Source organism: Sphingobium sp. GW456-12-10-14-TSB1, from assembly GCF_059424385.1.
The window spans coordinates 1545788-1565336 of record NZ_JBWKZI010000001.1 but is presented as its reverse complement, the minus strand read 5'-3'; the positions used below and the strand labels follow the sequence as shown (position 1 = coordinate 1565336).

17 protein-coding genes are annotated in these 19549 nt (G+C 63.7%); 7 read left to right on the top strand and 10 right to left on the bottom strand.

Features of this window, described 5'->3' with window-relative positions:
- Positions 1-39: 39 nt before the first annotated feature.
- The 7 genes from leuA to miaA all read right to left on the bottom strand — a co-directional run bounded on the left by leuA (position 40) and on the right by miaA (position 7844).
- Complete coding sequence (gene leuA, locus AC07X9_RS07610; protein ID WP_017184662.1) at positions 40-1710, bottom strand: 2-isopropylmalate synthase; 1671 nt, start codon at positions 1708-1710, stop codon at positions 40-42.
- 344 nt (positions 1711-2054) lie between these two features.
- Complete coding sequence (locus tag AC07X9_RS07605) at positions 2055-2681, bottom strand: YceI family protein (RefSeq protein WP_017184661.1); 627 nt, start codon at positions 2679-2681, stop codon at positions 2055-2057.
- A gap of 242 nt (positions 2682-2923) precedes the next feature.
- The gene (ilvC, locus tag AC07X9_RS07600) at positions 2924-3943 is read right to left on the bottom strand and encodes a ketol-acid reductoisomerase (RefSeq protein ID WP_017184660.1); all 1020 of its coding nucleotides are present in this window, start codon (positions 3941-3943) and stop codon (positions 2924-2926) included.
- Positions 3944-4162: 219 nt separating this feature from the next.
- A complete protein-coding gene (ilvN, locus tag AC07X9_RS07595) occupies positions 4163-4678 on the bottom strand; it encodes an acetolactate synthase small subunit (RefSeq protein ID WP_017184659.1) in 516 nt (171 codons plus the stop codon).
- Positions 4678-5037, bottom strand: coding sequence for a hypothetical protein (locus tag AC07X9_RS07590; RefSeq protein WP_017184658.1), 360 nt, complete (start codon positions 5035-5037; stop codon positions 4678-4680). Before AC07X9_RS07590 ends, ilvN begins: the two co-directional genes overlap by 1 nt.
- 10 nt (positions 5038-5047) lie before the next feature.
- Entirely contained in the window at positions 5048-6799 is a 1752-nt protein-coding gene (locus AC07X9_RS07585) for an acetolactate synthase 3 large subunit (RefSeq protein WP_026002679.1), read from the bottom strand.
- A 100-nt stretch (positions 6800-6899) separates the two neighbouring features.
- A complete protein-coding gene (gene miaA, locus AC07X9_RS07580) occupies positions 6900-7844 on the bottom strand; it encodes a tRNA (adenosine(37)-N6)-dimethylallyltransferase MiaA (RefSeq protein WP_017184656.1) in 945 nt (314 codons plus the stop codon).
- Between miaA and serB the strand changes: the two genes are divergently transcribed.
- The 3 genes from serB (at position 7843) to AC07X9_RS07565 (ending at position 10704) form a co-directional block, all read left to right on the top strand.
- A complete protein-coding gene (serB, locus tag AC07X9_RS07575; protein ID WP_017184655.1) occupies positions 7843-8721 on the top strand; it encodes a phosphoserine phosphatase SerB in 879 nt (292 codons plus the stop codon). The genes miaA and serB overlap by 2 nt on opposite strands.
- Before the next feature lie 169 nt (positions 8722-8890).
- Complete coding sequence (locus tag AC07X9_RS07570) at positions 8891-9145, top strand: hypothetical protein (RefSeq protein ID WP_017184654.1); 255 nt, start codon at positions 8891-8893, stop codon at positions 9143-9145.
- Positions 9094-10704 carry a L,D-transpeptidase family protein gene (locus AC07X9_RS07565; RefSeq protein ID WP_478048180.1) on the top strand — a complete coding sequence of 537 codons (1611 nt, stop codon included), beginning with the start codon at positions 9094-9096 and terminating at the stop codon, positions 10702-10704. Before AC07X9_RS07570 ends, AC07X9_RS07565 begins: the two co-directional genes overlap by 52 nt.
- A gap of 165 nt (positions 10705-10869) precedes the next feature.
- Here the strand turns inward: AC07X9_RS07565 and ruvX are convergent, their stop codons facing one another.
- Both ruvX and AC07X9_RS07555 read right to left on the bottom strand, forming a co-directional pair.
- A complete protein-coding gene (ruvX, locus tag AC07X9_RS07560; protein ID WP_017184652.1) occupies positions 10870-11340 on the bottom strand; it encodes a Holliday junction resolvase RuvX in 471 nt (156 codons plus the stop codon).
- Positions 11337-12455 carry a DUF3089 domain-containing protein gene (locus AC07X9_RS07555; RefSeq protein ID WP_017184651.1) on the bottom strand — a complete coding sequence of 373 codons (1119 nt, stop codon included), beginning with the start codon at positions 12453-12455 and terminating at the stop codon, positions 11337-11339. Before AC07X9_RS07555 ends, ruvX begins: the two co-directional genes overlap by 4 nt.
- Positions 12456-12595: 140 nt before the next feature.
- On the opposite strand from AC07X9_RS07555, the gene gatC reads away from it, so the two are divergent.
- From gatC to gatB, 4 genes are read left to right on the top strand one after another with little or no spacing between them, the layout of a single operon-like run.
- Positions 12596-12883 carry an Asp-tRNA(Asn)/Glu-tRNA(Gln) amidotransferase subunit GatC gene (gatC, locus tag AC07X9_RS07550; protein ID WP_017184650.1) on the top strand — a complete coding sequence of 96 codons (288 nt, stop codon included), beginning with the start codon at positions 12596-12598 and terminating at the stop codon, positions 12881-12883.
- Positions 12880-14364, top strand: coding sequence for an Asp-tRNA(Asn)/Glu-tRNA(Gln) amidotransferase subunit GatA (gatA, locus tag AC07X9_RS07545; RefSeq protein ID WP_017184649.1), 1485 nt, complete (start codon positions 12880-12882; stop codon positions 14362-14364). The genes gatC and gatA overlap by 4 nt, the downstream gene beginning before the upstream one ends.
- A 1-nt stretch (position 14365) precedes the next feature.
- On the top strand, positions 14366-14599 hold the full coding sequence (locus AC07X9_RS07540) for a hypothetical protein (RefSeq protein WP_095687174.1): 234 nt from the start codon (positions 14366-14368) through the stop codon (positions 14597-14599).
- On the top strand, positions 14592-16097 hold the full coding sequence (gatB, locus tag AC07X9_RS07535; protein ID WP_017184648.1) for an Asp-tRNA(Asn)/Glu-tRNA(Gln) amidotransferase subunit GatB: 1506 nt from the start codon (positions 14592-14594) through the stop codon (positions 16095-16097). Before AC07X9_RS07540 ends, gatB begins: the two co-directional genes overlap by 8 nt.
- Before the next feature lie 174 nt (positions 16098-16271).
- On the opposite strand, the gene AC07X9_RS07530 is transcribed toward gatB, so the two are convergent.
- Positions 16272-19475, bottom strand: coding sequence for an autotransporter outer membrane beta-barrel domain-containing protein (locus tag AC07X9_RS07530; protein WP_086485731.1), 3204 nt, complete (start codon positions 19473-19475; stop codon positions 16272-16274).
- Between the last annotated feature and the right edge of the window lie 74 nt (positions 19476-19549).

Genomic DNA, 19549 nt, shown 5'->3' with positions numbered 1-19549 from the left:
GAACAGTTCTCGACAAGCTCGAACCGAACGGTGAGGATATTACCCCCGCGCCACAGCATTGGCGGCCGACAGCACCGCCTGCACCGAAGCCGTCGCGACGTCGGCGTCCGTCCCCACGCCGAATATCGTGCGCCCGTCGGGTGTGCGGCATTCGACATAGGCGGCGGCGTTCACGTCGCTGCCCGATCCGATCGCATGTTCGCTATAGTCGGCGATTTCCAGTTCGACGCCCAGTTCCTCGCGCAGCGCGGCCAGCACGGACGACAGCAGGCCGTTGCCACGCCCCGAAATCGAGCGTTCGCCGCCCTTGTGCGCGATCTTGCCGGTGAAGATGCGGTCGCCTGCCGCGCCGCCTTCCTGATAGTCGATCAGGCGATAGGCCTGTTCGCCGCCCAGATGATAATGGTCCTGGAACGCGGTCCAGATGTCGGCGGCATTGAGTTCGCGGCTGGACTGGTCGGCCATGCCCTGCACCACGCGGCTGAAATCGGCCTGCATCCGCTTGGGCAGCTTGAAGCCCTTGTCCTGCTGCAATACCCAGGCGACGCCGCCCTTGCCCGACTGCGAATTGACCCGGATCACCGCCTCATAGTCGCGGCCCAGATCCTTGGGGTCGATCGGCAGGTAGGGCACGTCCCAGATCAGGTCGTTGCGCGCTTCCTGCGCGGCAAAGCCCTTCTTGATCGCGTCCTGATGGCTGCCGGAAAAAGCGGTGAACACCAGTTCGCCGGCATAGGGATGGCGCGGATGGACGGGCAGCTGGTTGCAATATTCGACCGTCTGAATGACCTCGTCAATGTCGCTGAAATCGAGGCCGGGGTTGATCCCCTGCGTGTACATGTTGAGCGCCACCGTCACCAGATCGCAATTGCCGGTGCGCTCGCCATTGCCGAACAGACAGCCTTCGACACGGTCCGCGCCCGCCATCAGCCCCAGTTCCGCCGCTGCAACGCCAGTGCCGCGATCATTATGCGGGTGCAGTGAGATGACGACACTGTCGCGCTTGCTGATATGGCGGCACATCCATTCGATCTGGTCGGCATAGATGTTGGGCGTGGCGCACTCGACCGTGGCGGGCAGGTTCAGGATCAGCGGCTTGTCCGGCGTGGGCATCAAAATGTCCATCACCGCCTCGCAACATTCCAGGCTGAAATCCAGTTCAGCGGTGGAGAAGGTTTCGGGCGAATATTCAAAATGCCAGTCGGTATCGGGCTGGGCCGCCGCATTGTCGCGCAGCAGCTTGGCAGCGGTGACGGCGATCTCCTTGATCTGTGGCCGCTCCATGCCGAACACGATCCGCCGCCAGGCAGGCGACACCGCGTTATAGACATGGACGATCGCCTTCTTCGCGCCGCGCAGGCTTTCGAACGTCGTCGCGATCAGATCCTCACGCGCCTGCGTCAGCACCTGCACCATCACATCGTCGGGAATGCGCCCATCCTTCACCAGCGCGCTGATGAAGTCGAATTCGGTCGCGCCCGCGGACGGGAAACCGACCTCGATCTCCTTGACGCCGACTTTCACCAGCAGGTCGAAGAAGCGGCTCTTCTTCTCTGCATTCATCGGGTCGATCAGCGCCTGATTGCCATCGCGCAGATCGGTCGAGAGCCAGCGCGGGGGGCTGGTGATGACATTGCCCGGCCATTGGCGGTTGGGCAGGTCGATCTGTGGGAAGGCGCGATATTTCTGGGATGGATCAGTCAACATCATGGGTCAGCTACTTCTTTTGCGAACGGGCGCGCGGCTATTCGATGGCGCGCAGCCCGGTTAACGATGATCAGCGAAAAGGAAGCCCTTAGGCGTATCGTTGCTGCCCATAATCGAAAGACAGCGCAAAAACCACGCCTAAGGGCGTGTAAGTCGTAGCAGGGGAAGAAGCGTCGCGCTCTGCATGATGGGGACGGCATAGCCGCTTTTGTGGCGGGGCGTCCAGTGGTTATTGCCCAACCCGGATCCGTCATCCTGACGAAAGTCAGGATCCAGGGTCCGGCACACAGCGCCGGACGCTCTGGACCCCGGAGCAAGTCCGGGGTGACGGAGGTGGATTGATGGCCTTACTTCTGGAACGCGGCGACGATTTTCAGTTCGATCGCGTCGCCAACCATCGGCACGCCATAGGCCATGCCGAAATCGCTGCGCTTGATCGTCGTGGTGGCGACGAAGCCAACATTTTCCTTGCCGCCCGCCATCGCCGGAGCCTTGCCCGCGCCGTAAAGTTCAGCGTCCAGCGTCACGGGCTTGGTCACGCCCTTGATCGTCAGATTGCCGGTGATGTCCGCCCCGGTCGCGCCATCGGGCTTCACGCTGGTCGACACGAAGGTCGCGGTCGGGAATTTGGCGGCGTCAAAGAAATCCGCCTTCATCAGATGCTCGTCCAGCTTGGGTACGCCCGTGCGCAGATTGGCGACCGTGAAGGTGACGGACACTTTGGACGCGGCCGGGTTCGCCTTGTCCAGCGTCAACGTGCCGGTCGGTTCGGCGATGGTCCCCATATTGCTGGTGAAACCCATATGGTCCCACGCAAAAACCACCTGGGTATGGCCCGGATCGACGGTGTAGGTGCCGCCTGTCACCTTGGCCGGATCCTTGGTGCCGGGCGCGGTCATCGGCGCCTGCGCGATCAGGACGGTGCCGCCGGTCAGGGCGATCAGGGCAGCGGCGGGGATGAGATATTTTTGCATGGGAAAACTCTCCACAACGATCAAGGGGCGCTACCACAATAGGCAGCGCCCCCGACAAGTTCCAGAGCCGTAACCAGAAACGGATCGTTCCCGTTCTAACATGACTTTGCAAAATCCTCCCCCTGTGGGGGAGGTGGCATCGCGCAGCGATGACGGAGGGGTGTCGCCCTCACGATAGCGCGACACCCCTCCACCACCGCTACGCGGCGGTCCCCCTCCCCTTGCAGGGGAGGAATGATCGGTCAGTTCTTTTCCTGATCCACCAGCTTGTTGGCGGCGATCCAGGGCATCATTGCGCGCAGCTTCGCGCCGGTTTCCTCGATCGGGTGACGCTTGGCCGCGATGCGGCTGGCCTTCAGCTCCGGCTGACCGGCGCGGTTGTCGAGCACGAAGTCCTTGACGAAGCGGCCCGACTGGATGTCGGCCAATACGCGCTTCATTTCCTTCTTGGTTTCTTCTGTGATGATGCGCGGGCCGGTCTTGATGTCGCCATATTCGGCGGTGTTGCTGATCGAATAGCGCATGTTGGCGATGCCGCCTTCATACATCAGGTCGACGATCAGCTTGAGCTCGTGCAGACATTCGAAATAGGCCATTTCGGGCGCGTAACCGGCTTCCACCAGCGTTTCGAAACCGGCCTGGACCAGCGCGGTCGCGCCGCCGCACAGCACGGCCTGCTCGCCGAACAGGTCGGTTTCGCATTCCTCGCGGAAGTTGGTTTCGATGATGCCGCTGCGGCCGCCGCCAACGCCGCTGGCGTAGGACAGGGCGATGTCATGGGCGTTGCCGGTCGCGTCCTGATAGACGGCGATCAGGCAGGGGACGCCGCCGCCGCGCTGATATTCGCTGCGCACGGTGTGGCCCGGACCCTTGGGCGCGATCATGATGACGTCCACATCCTTGCGCGGCTCGATCAGGCCGAAATGGACGTTCAGGCCATGGGCAAAGGCCAGTGCCGCGCCGGGGCGCAGATTGGCGTGGATGTCGTCGGCGTAGATGGCGGCCTGATGTTCGTCGGGGGCCAGGATCATGAGGACATCGGCCCAGGCGGCGGCTTCGGCGTTCGGGAACACCTTGAACCCGGCGCCTTCGGCCTTCTTGGCAGACGCCGAACCGGGGCGCAGCGCGATGGCGACTTCCGCAACGCCGCTGTCGCGCAGGTTTTGCGCATGGGCATGACCCTGCGAACCATAGCCCAGAATGGCGATCTTCTTGCCCTTGATCAGGCCGATGTCCGCGTCGTGATCGTAATAAACCTTCATGAGTGTCTCTTCCCTCGAACCGTGCCATTTTCCTCGCCCCTTCAGGGGAGAGGATACGAAATCTTGGCGCGGCGAAGCCGTGCCTAGATGAAGTTGGAGAGGGGGACCGCTGTGTCAGCCCTCTCTCCAGCTGCGACCAGGCAGTCGATCAGAGTCATGTGCTCTAAATCGACTGCCTGGTCTCGCTTCCTCTCCCCGCCGGGGAGAGGAGAATTCAGGTTAAATCGCTTCTTTCCCCCGGATCAGGCCGACCACACCGGTGCGGCCAACCTCGACCAGGCCAATCTGGCGCATCAGGCCGACGAAATTGTCCACCTTGTCGGTCGTGCCGGTGATTTCGAAAATGAAGCTTTCGATCGTCGTGTCGACCACCTTGGCGCGGAACACATCGGCCAGGCGCAGCGCCTCGATCCGGTCCTCGCCTGTGCCCGACACCTTGACCAGCGCCAGTTCGCGCTCGACGAAGGGGCCGCTTTCGGTCAGGTCCGTCACCTTGTGCACCGGGACCAGCCGGTCGAGCTGGGCGATGATCTGGTCGATCACCTTGGGCGGGCCATTGGTGACGATGGTGATGCGGCTTACGCCATGGTCGGGGGTGATGTCGGCCACGGTCAGGCTGTCGATATTATAGCCGCGCGCGGTGAACAGGCCCGCGATGCGCGCCAATATGCCGGCCTCGTTCGAGACGGTCAGCGACAGGACGTGTCGCTGGCTCAATTCTTCCTGAATATGCATCAGATGCTTGTCCCGTTTTCCTGCTCTGCGTCCCCGTCCGCCTTGTCGGGTCGCTGCGAAATCATCGCCGTAAAGGCATAGTGCCAGCCGCCATCCTGCCGGTGGGCGAGGCGGACGGGAAAGCCCGTAACCGCATCGAACATCCGGCTCAGATGCTCGCCCACATAGCGCGGGCCGATCAGCAGCGTGCCGATATGGCGCTCATGATGGTCGAACCCCTGGTCCAGATGCACTTCCCATTCGTCATTGTCCGGGTCGGCATGGTCGATGGTCCAGCCGGTCAGCTCGGCGCTGCCCACGTTCCGCTCGAAATCCCATGGTTCCGTGACGTGAATGCGCAGTTTCAGATGCTGCGTCACACCGTCATCCTCATACCAGCGCCTTGGCTTCGTCCGTCATGCTGCCCTTCACCTGGCTGGGGTCGAGCAGCATGTCGGTGTGCGCCGCACCCGACGGGATCATCGGGAAACAGTTGGACAATTTGGCCACGCGGCAGTCGACGATCACCGGGCCGGGCGTGTCGATCATGGCGCGGATGCCGCTTTCCAGATCGTCCGGCCCCTCGATCCGAATGCCGGTCCAGCCATAGGCTTCGGCCAGCTTCACGAAATCGGGCAGGCTGTCGGAATAGCTGTTGGAATAGCGGCTCTGATAGGTCAGTTCCTGCCACTGGCGGACCATGCCCATATATTCATTGTTCAGGATGAAGATCTTGACCGGCAGGCGATATTGGCTGGCCGTTCCCATTTCCTGAATGTTCATCTGGATCGACGCATCGCCCGCGACGCAGATGACCAGGCTGTCGGGATTGCCCATCTGCGCGCCGATGGCGGCCGGGAAACCATAGCCCATCGTGCCAAGGCCCCCGGAGGTCAGCCATTTGTTGGGCGCGTCGAAGCCGAAATGCTGCGCCGCCCACATCTGGTGCTGGCCGACTTCGGTGGTGATGATGACGTCCTTGCCGGTCGCGGTGCAGGCCGTGTACAGGTCGGCGATCGCGCGTTGGGGCATGATTTCGGCGCCGTCTTCGGCATAGCCGAGCGACTTTTTCGCACGCCAGCCGTCAATCTGCGCCCACCAGGCCGACAGGTCGGCGGCTTCATGACCGCGCGCCTTCCACAGCGCCACCATGTCCGCCATCGCGCTGCCGACATCGGCGACGATGGCGACGTCGACATCGACGATCTTGTTGATGCTGCTGCGGTCGATGTCGATATGGACCTTGCGACTGTTGGGCGCGAAAGCGTCCAGACGGCCGGTAACCCGGTCGTCGAAACGCGCGCCGACGCAGATGATGAGGTCCGCCTTGTTCATCGCGAAATTGGCTTCGTAGGTGCCGTGCATGCCCAGCATGCCCAGCCATTGCGGGCCGGTCGCGGGATAGGCGCCCAGACCCATCAGCGTCGACGTGACGGGCGCGCCGGTCAGGGCTGCAAGTTCGCGCAACAGGGTGGATGCTTCCGGCCCGCTGTTGATGACGCCGCCGCCCGTATAGAAAACCGGCCGTTCCGCCGCGGCCAGCATCTCGACCGCAACGTCGATCCCGGCGGCATCCGCCTTGGTCTGCGGATGATAGCTGGCATGGGCGACCGGCGCGGGACGCTTGTAGGGCGCGGTGGCGATCTGGACATTCTTTGGAATGTCGATGACGACGGGGCCGGGGCGGCCAGTCGTGGCGATATGAAACGCCTCATGAATGACGCCCGCCAGTTTGGCCGGGTCTTTCACCAGATAATTATGCTTGGTGCAGTGGCGCGTGATGCCGACCGTATCCGCTTCCTGAAAAGCGTCGGTACCGATCAGCTGGGTTGGAACCTGGCCGGTGATGACGACCATGGGGATCGAATCCATCAGCGCGTCGGTGATGCCGGTGACGGCATTGGTCGCGCCGGGGCCGGACGTGACCAGGACGACGCCGGGCTTGCCGGTCGACCGGGCATAGCCCTCCGCCATATGGGTCGCGCCCTGTTCGTGGCGGACCAGCACATGCTTGATCGTGGGATGATTGAAGAGTGCGTCGTAGATGGGCAGCACTGCGCCGCCCGGATAGCCGAACACGACTTCGACACCCAGATCCAGCAGGCATTCGACCAAAATGTCCGCGCCGCTCTTTTCGGCCACGATAGATTCCTTCGCATTGTTCAAGCCGGGCCCTTTGCGTCAAGCGACGCGAAATGGCAAGGTAGCCGCCACTATCTGACACAAAATGACGTGTCAAATACTATTGTTGTAATTTAATTGCCAATTCGTCGATAATTTTATCATCAATATGCCGCCTTTCACGCGTCCAGCCTGGCGGCGGCTGGTTCGAAAACCAGGTATATTGCCGCTTTGCATATTGCCGCGTCGCCAGCCGACCTTTTTCAATTGCTATGTCCAGCTTAGTGTCGCCTTTGATCCAGCCGCGGATTTCCGGTACGCCGATCGCCCGCATTACCGGCAGGTCGGGGTGCAGATTGCGCGCCAGCAGCGCCTCCACCTCCGCCACTGCGCCCTGTTCCATCATCTGCCCGAACCGCCGGTCGCACCGTTCCATCAGCCACTCGCGCGGCGGCAGCAGGATCATCGGGATCAGGGTGATGGCGTCGCCGATGCCGCCGCTTTTATGCTGCTGCCAGGCTTTGAGCGGCTTGCCGGTCGATCGCACGACCTCCAGCGCCCGCGCCACCCGCGTCGTGTCGGCTGGGGCCAGCCGGGCGGCGGCTTCGGGGTCTTCGACGCGCAATGCCGCATGGGCGTCAGCCACCGGAAGCGCCCGCACCGTCGCGCGAATCTCCGGGTCGATCTCAGGCACCGGCGCGATGCCGTCCAGCAGCGTGCGGATATAAAGGCCGGTCCCGCCGACCAGCACGGGCAGGCGTCCGGCGCCATGGGCGGCAGCAATCTCTGCCTTGGCCTCCGCCGCCCAGCGCGGCGCGGTACAGGCCTCCGCGCCGTCGATATGGCCGAACAGCTTGTGCGGCACATCGCCCATTTCCTCTGGCGAAGGCCGGGCGGACAGGATCGCCAGATCGGCATAGACCTGGCTGGCGTCGGCATTGATGACGATGCCATTGGCGGCTTTGGCCAGCGCAATGGCAAGCGCGCTCTTGCCGCTGGCGGTCGGCCCGGCAATAAGCGCGACCCGTGGGCGGGATTCGCCCTCTTGTGGTTCAGGAGTGTGCATGTTCGTCGCGACCTTAGTGGCAAGCGCCTCGATGGGGCAGGGGGATATTGCGCAAGGGGCGGACAGACTCGCCCAGGCGGGATGCAGGCCGGGCGATATAATCTGGCTGGACGCGGGCAAAGCTGCCGACATCCTTTTCGCCGCCGACCCGGTCGGAGCCCGTGCTGCGCTTGCCGATCTGGGGCAGGGCATCGACGTGATCGTCCAACCCGCCGCCACCCGCGAAAAAAAGCTGATCATCGCCGACATGGATTCGACCATGATCACGGTCGAATGTATCGACGAACTGGCCGACTATGCCGGGATCAAGCCGCAGATCGCCGAGATCACCGAACGGGCGATGCGCGGCGAACTGGACTTTGCAGGCGCGCTGGACGAGCGGGTCGCGCTGCTCAAAGGGCTGGAGGACAGCGCCATCGACCGCTGCCGCGCCGAACGGGTGACAATTATGCCCGGCGCCAGGGCACTGGTTCGCACGATGAAGGCGCGGGGTGCCAAAGCCCTGCTGGTGTCGGGTGGCTTCACCCGTTTCACTGGACCAGTGGCTGAGGAAATCGGCTTCGATGCTGCTGTCGCCAATGTGCTGGAGATTGCCGACGGCGCGCTTCTGGGCACTGTCACCCGCCCGATCGTCGATGCCGCGCGCAAACGCGCCGAACTGGAAGCCATGATCGCTGGCGGCATGGATCGCGCGCTGACGCTGGCTGTGGGCGATGGTGCCAATGATATTCCGATGATCGAGGGGGCGGGGCTGGGCGTCGCCTATCATGCCAAGCCCAAGACTCGCGCGGCGGCCGCAGCGGAAATCGTCCATGGCGACCTTTCCGTGCTGCTCTATGCGCAAGGCATCGCCTCGGCCGACTGGGTGCAGGACTGATTTTCGGCCATTTCGTCGCATTATCGTGGTTAAGCCACTGTTCGCCGTCATTTCGCTCCGGTAATGGATTATTTTGCGTGGTTCGCACGTTGCCCTCGCGTCGCACCTGCTGCGGCTAGAGGTCAATGCGGCGTCCGGCGATCCCCGCCATCGCGCCCAGGGAGAAGATATGAAAATCAACCATATGGCTTTGGCTGCCGCCGGGCTGTTCGCGCTGAGCGCCTGCGCCAAGAATGAACCGCCCGTTACCGTTGCGCCGCCCGTCGGGCCGGGCGCGATTGCCGGTACGGTCGCTGCCGATCGCGATGGCGACGGCTATGTCGATGGCTATTACACGTCGGACGGCATGTATCATGCCGTGCAGGGGCCGCCTTGCCCGCCGCCGCCCCCGCCGCCGCCGCCCCGTCGCGGAGAACGCGGCTGATCCGTAAGATGAACCGGGCGCGGCACCACCGCCGCGCCCGCGCCTTTCCCCTCGCTCTGCTGCTTGCGGCCTGCGCCGTCGCGCTGCCTGTGTCCGCGCGTGCCCAGCCCGCCGATGCGCCTGCGGACGCGGCGAAAGCCAGCGTCGCGAGCGAAATTCGCGCGGGCGTGAGCGGAAAGCTCAAGGATTTTTACGGTCCGCGCGGCTATTGGCCGCTCTGGGTGGAAAAGGACGCGATCGGGCCGCAGGCCGACGCATTGCTGGCGCTGATCGCCAGCGTCGATGTCGATGGCCTCGACCCGCGTGATTATGATCCGCGCGGCCTCCAGCGCCTGATCGAGGAAGCGGACGCCAGCCCCACGCCCAAGGCACTGGCCCGCGCCGATCTGGCGCTGTCAAAAGCCTTTGCCGCGCTGGTCGCAGACATGCGCCGTCCCGCACGCGGCATCGGCATGCGCTATTTGGACCCGGAAGTCGAACCGCGCGATCCCGATCCATCGGACCTGCTGCGTGCCGCTGCCGTGACCCCGTCGCTCACCGACTATATTCAGACCGCTGGCTGGATGAGTCCCTTTTACATGCGCCTGCGCACGGCCCGCGCCGATTACCGGGCGCGCTGGGGCGACCTGCCGGGCGTTACGGTGCCGGAAGGGGTGAAGCTGCGCCCCGGCGGCAGCACGCCGGAAATCGCTCTGCTGCGCCATCGGCTCGGCTTGGCCCAGGGCGCCGCCTATGACCGGGCACTGACAGCGCGTGTGCGCGCGTTCCAGAGCGATCATGGGCTGTCCGCGGACGGCATAGCGGGCGGGCAGACGATCAGCGCGCTCAACCGGGGACCGGCTTATTATGACCGGCAGTTGGCGCTCAATATGGAGCGGGCCCGGCTGCTTCCCGGACCCTGGGTGCGGCATGTCGTGGTGGATGCCGCATCGGCGCGCCTCTGGTATTACAGCAAAGGCGCGCTCGACGGCACGATGAAGGTCGTGGCTGGCGCCAGGGAATCGCAGACGCCGATGATGGCGGGCATGATCCGCTACGCCACGCTCAACCCCTATTGGAACATCCCGCCCGATCTGGTGCAAAGCCGGGTCGCGCCAAAAATCCTGAAAGGCGCTTCGCTCAAGGGCATGCATTATGAGGCATTGGCCGACTGGAGCGCCAATCCCGCGCCTCTTGCCCAGAGCGCGGTCGACTGGGGTTCGGTCGCGGCGGGGCGCAGCGAAGTGCGGGTGCGGCAATTGCCGGGCGGCGACAATGCCATGGGCCGGGTGAAATTCATGTTCCCCAACGACCTTGGCATCTACCTGCACGACACGCCCTCGCGCGACCTGTTCGCCAAGCCTGCGCGCCATTTCAGCAATGGCTGCGTCCGCCTGGAGGATGCGCAGCGCCTTGGCCGCTGGTTCTTCGGCAAGCAGCCGGTGGCGGACGGCAGCGCGCCGGAACAGCATCAGCCTTTGCCGCAGCCGGTGCCGGTATATCTCACCTATCTGACCGCCGTTCCGACCGCGCAGGGGGTGCAGTTTCTGCCGGATGTGTACGGGCGGGACGGGGATTAGGGGCGCATCAAATGCGGGGCTATCATATATGACTCCGCCCCCCCGCCATCATCGTCATGCTGAACTTGTTTCAGCATCCATTTCTCGTCTCCAGCGGCGGCTTTTGGGGCACGATGGATCCTGAAATAAATTCAGGATGACGGTGAGGATGGAGCATTCGCTGGCCTAAAGACCCGCCACCAGCCCATCAATCGCGCCCTGCAAAATGTAACTCGCCGCCAGCTTGTCGACCAGTACCTCGCGCCGGGCACGGCTGGCGTCGGCTTCCAGCAGGGTGCGGGTGACGGCCTGGGTCGACCAGCGTTCGTCCCACAACAGGATGGGGAGGCCCAGATCGGTCAGATTTTGCGCAAAGGCGCGGCTGGACTGGCTGCGCGGGCTGCCTGTGCCGTCCAGGTTGAGCGGCAGGCCGATGACGATGCCCTTGACCTGCTGCTGCGCGATGAAGGCGGCGATCGCGATCTTGTCCTTGGTGAACTTGCCGCGATTGATCGTGTGGGCCGGGCTGGCGATCGACCAGCGATCGTCGCACAGCGCCAGTCCGATCGTCTTGGTGCCGACATCCATGCCGATCAGTCGCCCGCCTTCGGGCAGGCATTCGCGAAAGGCGACGCGATCCGTGGTCAGCAGGCTCATGACTTCAGGAATGCGGCCAGCCGCTGCCGGGCGTCGTTGCGGACGTTGGCCCAGAACAGGCTGTAATCATACACATGGTAGTTGTTGCCGGGCAGGGTGAAGGGGCCCATGTCCACCGGTTCGCCGATCATCAGCACGCCGCTGGTGTCGCAGCGGGCGGGCACGATGCCTGACAGGAGACGCGGGGGCTTGCCTGCGTCGCGGCTGTCGAGCGTGCCGCGATTGGCGCTGGCGGGCGCTGCGCCGTTGAACGCGCCGGTGATGGGGTTGGTGCAGAGCATGTGGGTGCCCTTGCGCGGCTTGCCGGTATAGCCGGTTTTCTTGCCGAATGTTTCGATCACCGCTGACGGATCGGCCGGTTCGGCATAGCTTTGCCAACTGACGATGCAATGCGCCTGCGCTGCGCGCGCGCAGGCAGGCAGGCCGAGTGCGGGCAGGTCTGCCTCGACCGAAATCGGCCAGCCCACGGCATAGACAGCGGCGATCCGCTTTTCGACCGGCTTGCCCGCGACTTGTTCGCGCAGCAATTGCAGCAGGTGGCGCGACCCCTGGCTATGCCCGGCCAGTATCAGCGGCCCGGTAGGATTGGCTTTCAGGAAAGCAGCGAACGCCTGGGCCACGTCGCGATAGGCGACGGCAAGCGCCTTGTCCCCCTCCGGCCCGTCGGTCAGAAAGGCGCCAAAGTTGGCCTGGCGATAGCGCGGCGCCCAGATATTGCCAGCCGCATTGAACGCACTGGCCTGGCCGGTCACGAAGCGGCGCGCGGTTGCGTCAGCTTCCTTCTCGCCAATCGGCGCGTTCCAATGAGCGTTGCTAAAGGTGGTGATGTAGCTGGTAGGGTGGATGAAGAATACCGCAGCCTTTTCCGGAACGGGCGCATCCTTGACCCCCTGTGGCGTCCAGAGCGCGGGATTATCCTTTAAGATGTCGGGCCTGGCGATCCACATCGCCTGCTTGTCATAAGCGTCGGCAGGCAGGGGTTGAAGGTCGCTAAACGCTTCGCGCGGGACCATTGCAATACGCATCAATTGGGGCTGCAAGATTCCATAAGCCAGCTTACCCACGATCACCAACACAATCAGGCCAGCGAATACATAGAGGAATTTGCGCGCCACGACTGCTCTCCGATGTCGGGTGGACCCTGGCCCGCCCTTCTCCCCGCCTGTCTGGCGCAAGCGCTGCGCCTGCGCAAGATGAACCATGGTCGACAGGTCGCCCCTTGAAGCAGGTTGAACCGAGTGCTAGCGGCGAAGCCATGTCGATAGACCTTCAAACTGTAAAAAAGATCGCCAGCCTTTCGCGCATTTCGGTGACTGACGCCGAAGCGCAAGCGATGGTGCCCGAACTCAACAACATCCTTGGCTGGGTGGAGCAATTGGGCGAGGTGGACGTCACCGGCATAGAGCCGATGACCGCCGTCATTCCCAATGTTCAGCGCCTGCGTGAGGATGTCGTGACCGACGGCAATGTCCGCGAACTTGTGCTGGCCAATGCCCCCCAGGCCGAACATGGCTTTTTTGCCGTTCCCAAGGTGATCGAGTGACCAATCTGACTGACCTGACCGTAGCCGAAATCCGCGACGGGTTTCGCGCTGGCGATTTTTCCGCGCGCGAAGTGGCCGAAGGGTTCAACGCCAATGTCGCGGCGGCCAAGGCGCTCAACGCCTTCATCGTCGAGACGCCGGACAAGGCGCTGGAAGCCGCCGACGCGGCCGACAAGGCGAAGGCTGCTGGCGAAACGCCGGGCGCGCTGGCCGGTGTGCCGATCGGCATGAAGGATCTGTTCTGCACCAAAGGGGTGCAGACCACCGCGGCGTCGCACATGCTGGAAGGGTTCGTCCCGACCTATGAATCCACCGTATCGGGCAAGCTGTGGGCGGCAGGCGCGGGGATGCTGGGCAAGCTGAACCTGGATCAGTTCGCCATGGGATCGTCCAACGAGACCAGCTATTTCGGCAATGTTATCTCCCCATGGAAGCGTGGCGGTGGCGACAATGCCGCACTCGCGCCCGGCGGCTCTTCGGGCGGTTCTTCCTCGGCCATTTCCGCGCGGCTGTGCCCGGCGGCGACCGGCACGGATACTGGCGGCTCGATCCGCCAGCCTGCCGCCTTCACTGGCATTTCGGGGATCAAGCCGACCTATGGCCGCTGCTCGCGCTGGGGCATCGTGGCCTTTGCGTCCTCGCTCGATCAGGCCGGGCCGATGGCGCGGACGGTTCGCGACAATGCGATCCTGCTGGAAGTCATGTCGGGCTTTGACCCCAAGGATTCGACCAGCCTCGACCTGCCGGTGCCGCAGTGGGAAGCCAATCTGTCGAGCGACCTCAAGGGCAAGACGGTCGGCATTCCGAAGGAATATCGTCCCGATGGCCTGAACGCCGAAATCTCCGCCATGTGGGATCGCGGCATCGAATGGCTGAAGGACGCAGGCGCCAATGTGGTGGAGGTATCGCTGCCGCATACCCAATATGCGCTGCCGACCTATTATATCATCGCGCCTGCCGAAGCGTCGTCCAACCTCGCCCGCTATGACGGCGTGCGCTATGGCCAGCGCGACCTGCCCGATGGCGCTGGTTTGCAGGATATGTATGCCGCAACCCGCGCCGCCGGTTTCGGGCCGGAGGTCAAGCGCCGCATCATGATCGGCACCTATGTGCTGTCTGCCGGCTTCTACGACGCTTATTATACCCAGGCGCAGAAGGTGCGGGCACTGATCGCGCGCGACTTCGAACTCGCGTTTGAAAAATGCGACCTGCTGCTGACGCCGACCGCGCCCAGTTCCTCCTTCGCGCTGGGTGAGAAGCAGGCCGATCCACTGGCCATGTATCTGAATGACGTATTCACCGTGCCGGGCTCGCTGGCGGGGCTGCCCGCGATGGCTGTGCCGGGCGGGCTGGATTCGGCGGGGCTGCCAATCGGATTGCAGGTGATCGGCAAGGCGCTGGACGAGCAGACTGTGCTGAACGCTTCGCTGGCGATCGAGGAGCGTTCGGGCTTCACCGCGCGACCGGACAAGTGGTGGTAATATGAGTTTCGCAGAACTGGTGGGGGGACTTGTCGATTTGCTTGGTTCCTTCACTGTTTCTGAGAAACAGCGATATCAGCGTAAGGATGATCGACCAGCCAAGCGGCAGAAGATCGTCATGGCGACGGCGGAAGCGACATCCGATCGTCCCAGGACCAGCCTGTGGGTTAAGGGTCGCCGAGGCAAAGGTCGGATCGCTCCGACAGAAATTGATGGGCAAGAAGCGAATGACTGAATCAACCTATCGCATCCAGGGCGCAACCGGCGAGTGGGAGGTCGTGATCGGCCTGGAAGTCCATGCGCAGGTGACGTCGAATGCCAAGCTGTTTTCCGGCGCGGCGACTGCCTTCGGGGCAGAGCCGAACACGCAGGTCAGCCTGGTCGATGCGGCCATGCCCGGCATGTTGCCTGTCCCCAATCGCGAGTGCATTCGCCAGGCGGTCCGCACCGGCATGGCGATCGAGGCGCAGATCAACAAATGGTCGCGCTTCGACCGGAAGAATTATTTCTATGCCGATCTGCCGCAGGGCTATCAGATCAGTCAGCTCTATCACCCGATCGTGGGAGAGGGGCAGATCGAGATCGTGCTGGACGAGAAGAACCCGGACAGCAGCACCAAGGTGATCGGCGTCGAGCGTATCCATGTCGAGCAGGATGCGGGCAAGCTGATGCATGACCAGCATCCCACCAGTTCCTATGTCGACCTCAACCGGTCGGGCGTGGCGCTCATGGAGATCGTGTCGAAGCCCGACATGCGCTCGCCCGCCGAAGCCGGGGCTTATCTGTCCAAGCTGCGGACGATCCTGCGCTATGTCGGGTCGTGCGACGGCAATATGGACCAGGGATCGATGCGCGCCGACGTGAACGTGTCGGTTCGCAAGCCCGGCGAAGAATTCGGCACCCGCACCGAAACGAAGAATGTCAACTCGGTCCGCTTCGTCATGGCCGTGGTCGAGCATGAGGCCAACCGGCAGGTCGATGTGCTGGAGGCCGGCGGCAAGATCGTGCAGGAAACGCGGCTCTACGATCCCGATCGCAACGAAACGCGGTCGATGCGGTCGAAGGAAGATGCGCACGACTATCGCTATTTCCCCGATCCCGACCTGTTGCCGCTGGTGCTGGACGATGCGTTTCTGGACGAATGCCGCGCCTCGCTGCCGGAACTGCCCGACGTCAAGCGTAAGCGCTATGAGCAGGCGCTGGGCCTGTCCGCCTATAATGCCGCGACCCTGACCGCCGACGCCGACACGGCGCGCTGGTTCGAGACGCTGGTGGCCGAAGCCGCGCGCATCCAGGGCAAAAGCGAGAGCGATGTCGCGAAAGCATCGGCCAACTGGCTATTGTCGGAACTTTATGGCGCGCTCAATCGGCTGGGCAAGACGCTGGAGACCAGCCCGGTCGGCCCGACCGATGGCGCGGAATTGCTGGCACTGGTCGCCGACGGCACGATCAGCGGCACGATCGCCAAGCAGGTGTTCGAGATCATGCTGGAAACTGGCGACAAGCCCGGCAAGATCGTCGAGGAGAAGGGTCTGAAGCAAACGTCCGACACTGGCGCGATCGAGGCGGCGGTGGCCACGGTGCTGGCGAACAACGCCGACAAGGTCGAACAATATCGCGGCGGCAAGGAAGCGCTGTTCGGCTTCTTCGTGGGTCAGACCATGAAAGCCATGCAGGGCAAGGCCAACCCACAGGTCGTGAACGAACTGGTGAAGAAGGCATTGGCCGGGTAAGCGGAAAATTCATCCTCCGGCTGGCGAGGATGGGGCAAATTTAAGGGGCGTCGCCGGTGGGGATGGCGACGCCCCTCTTTTGTGCCCGGCCCCTGGGGGAGGGATCATGCCGGGGCGGAAATGGACGGGCCGGGAAGTCTGTGGGGTGTGGCCCGTCCATTCATAGGCAAGACGTCACAGCACGAAGTTAACCGTCGCCCGAAATGAGATGGCGACGTGATTTTGCTGTTCTTCCGCGCCGAATTCGCCGCCGACCCGGAATGTGTCGGTGCCGCCATAGAGGCGCGCGCGGCCTGTCCAGCCATTGGTGCGATCGTCGGCGACCAGGGTGAAACGATCGCCATCCTTGAAATTGGCCACCGTGTCGCCCAGCGATCCGCCAATGATCTGGCGGCGGCCACCCTCCAGTTCCAGTCGAACCCAGCGATCTTCACGCTTCAGGCTGCCAAAGTCATAGCCCGCCGTCACTGTGCCGCTGGCCGTGGTTTCATCGCTGGTCCGGCCCAGCACGGTGAGGTTGAAGGCGTCGCCGCCGCCGCTCTCACTATAGCCATCCTCCTTCAGGCGATAATAGTCGATGCCGATCGCCGGGCGCAGGCTGATGCGGCCCATCTGCCACTGGTAGGAGGCACCGGCCGTGGCGGAATAGAGTTTGCCGTTCCAGTTGCCGTTCGCGGTGCGGGTGACATCGCCATTGTCGAAACGGCGGGTGCCGTCAAAGCCGATATGGGCGGCGGACAGACGGGCAAAGGCCAGCAGCGGACCCCATTGGCCGCGCCAGTGCGCCGCCAGTTCATATTGATCGGAATCGACCGCATTGTTGGAACTGCCGCCGCTGTCGCTGGCGTGGATATAGGCGAAGGAGCCGCCGAACGCGCCCAGATCGGTCAGATATTCGACCCCGCCGCCTGCGCCCCAGCCGTTGATGTCGTAGGAGGCTGTATCGCCCACGCTCTTGGCGCCGCCAAATCCCACCTGTTGCAGCCAGAAGCCCAGCCGCCCGTCCTTGGTCCGATAGACGCCATTGGGGTCCGACAGGATGCGCGCGGTCGCGCGCGATCCCGACGTCACTGCTTCGAACGTGCCGCCCGCATGATCGGGCAGCATCTGGCGCAGATTGGTGGCCAGAGTCGTGCCATCGCTGATGCCGAGATAGGCGGTGGCGACGGCGGCATCATTATCGAGCGCATTGAAGATCGCCGGATAGGCACGGGCGAGCGAGCCGGTCAGCCCCAGTTCGGTCACGCTTTTGGCGGCAATCGAGAGGGTGACGGTCCCGGCATTGCTGTCGCCGCTGATATTGCCCTTGAACAGATAGGGGAGCAGGGTGCTGGTCGCCAACGCCGGGGCTCCACTGAGCGATCCGGCACGGACGATGACATAGTCGCCCGCCGATCCGCCGACCTGGGTCAGGTTGACCTTCACCTGCGATCCGCTGGCGAAGCTGGCCGCGCCCGCCACATTATAGACGGTGGCGGCATTGGTCGCCGCGTTGATGGTGACGCCCAGTGTCGATGTGCCGCTGGCGGACAGCGACGCAAGAGAAACCGGGCCGCTGTTGGTGGCATTGAGCGTGCCGCCGTTCAGTACGACCGCCATGTTACCGCTGTTGCTGATCGCGCCGGTCAGCGCCGACGTGCCGCCCAGGGTCAGCGTGCCGCTGCCGCTGCCGAAATCGACCGCGCCGTCCAGTCTGGCGCTGTCGGCCAGGGAGAGGTTCGCATTGCCGACACCGAAGTCGACATTGCCGGTCAGGTTGGATGCGCCTGACAGGGCGATGCTGTCATTGCCTGCGCCCAGCGTCAGATTGCCGGTGATGCTGCCGGCCGAAACGGTGAGCCCGTCATTGCCCGATCCCAGTCGAATATCGCCGATAATGGTCGGCGCAGCGGCTGTCGAGGACGCGAGCGCCTGCGTCAGGGTGACGCCGCTGCTGTTGGCGGTCAGGTCTATGGCGGTGTTGGTCAGGCCGCCCGATGCGCTGATCCGGCCAGTGTTGGACAGGCTGGCGAGCGTGCCGGAGGAATCGAGTATGGCGATCGCCGTACCTTTTTCCTTATTGGCCGCTGACGCGCTGACGGTGCCGCTGATGGTAAGCGCGTTGGCCGACGCGCCAGCGTCGATGACGATGGCGCGAGCCGATGTGCCAGCCAGCGCCGATCCTGCCGCGCCGACCGTGCCGCCTACCTTGATCGTGCCGGTACTGGCGCCCGATCCAAGCCGCAATGCAGTGGCGCTGCTGTCGTAGGAGACGGCGGACACCGTCCCGTCGATCCCGATGCCGTTGGCGATGGTGACATTGCCGCCCAGTCCGCCGATGCTCAAACCATTGGCGGCAACCCCGTCATACACGCCAAAGCCTCCGATCTGGCCCTTGACGATCAGGCCATAGCCCGAACTGTCGGCCGCGACCGCGCCGATGACGGTGTCGGCATTGGAAGCGCCGACCTGCACCGCAGCGGCGGAGCCATAGGTGACGATCGAGGCGCTGCCTTCGCTGGCGTCGGGCAGGCCGTCATCGTCCACGTCGGTATCCGTGCTGCTGGGCGTCGGCGGTACATCGAAGATCACGCCGCCGCTCACATTGCCAGCGATGACGACGGCGGAGCCGCCCTGCAACAGATCGTCGGCATCCAGCTTGGTCACGTCGGTCGGACGGGTGGTGGAGCGATAGCCAGTGCTGGCGATGTTGCCCTGGATTTTGAGCGCGCCATTGATGTCGCCCAGCAAAGCCGCGCCAATGCTGTTGGCGCCCTGCACCGACGTCGAACCGCGCAGCGTGACGTTGCCGGTAACGGCATTGGCGACCAGTCCGTAGCTATTGTCGCCGGTGATATTGGTGATGCCGCTGGTCGACAGATTGCCGGTCAGCGCACCGTCCAGCCGAAGGCCCGCCGACTGGTTACCCTCGATCGTGATTGTACCACTATGGCCGATATTGCCGACATGCGGCGCACCGGGCTGGACCCGGATGCCGGTCTTGCCCGATCCTTTGGCGAAGGGGCCGTCTATGTCGCCGTCACTGTCGGTGTCGGTCGCGGTATAATTTTCGGTCAGGGTGATCGTACCGCTGTTGGTGATGTCCCCCGTCGTGCCGGGTGCGGCGAGGATGGCGGTAACATCGTTCGCATCATTGATCGTGATCGTGCCGGCATTGCTGACGTCATGGTTGCTATCGAGCGTGATCCCGGTGCCGCTGGTCAGGGTGATCGATCCAGCGGAACTGATGACGATGTCGTCCGCCGATCCGTTCGCGACGGTCGACGTCTTGACTGAGGTGGTGGTCGACGTGCCGATCGTGGTGGCGGCCGTTGCATTGGCCAGCGTCAGCGCGACCAGCGCCGGGGCGATGGCCGTGCAGGCCAGTAGATGTCGCATGATGTCTCCTCTGCGTCCCGCGCCTGATTTTTATGCGCGCGTGCAGGAAGGACGGTGCCGGATCGGCATTTCCG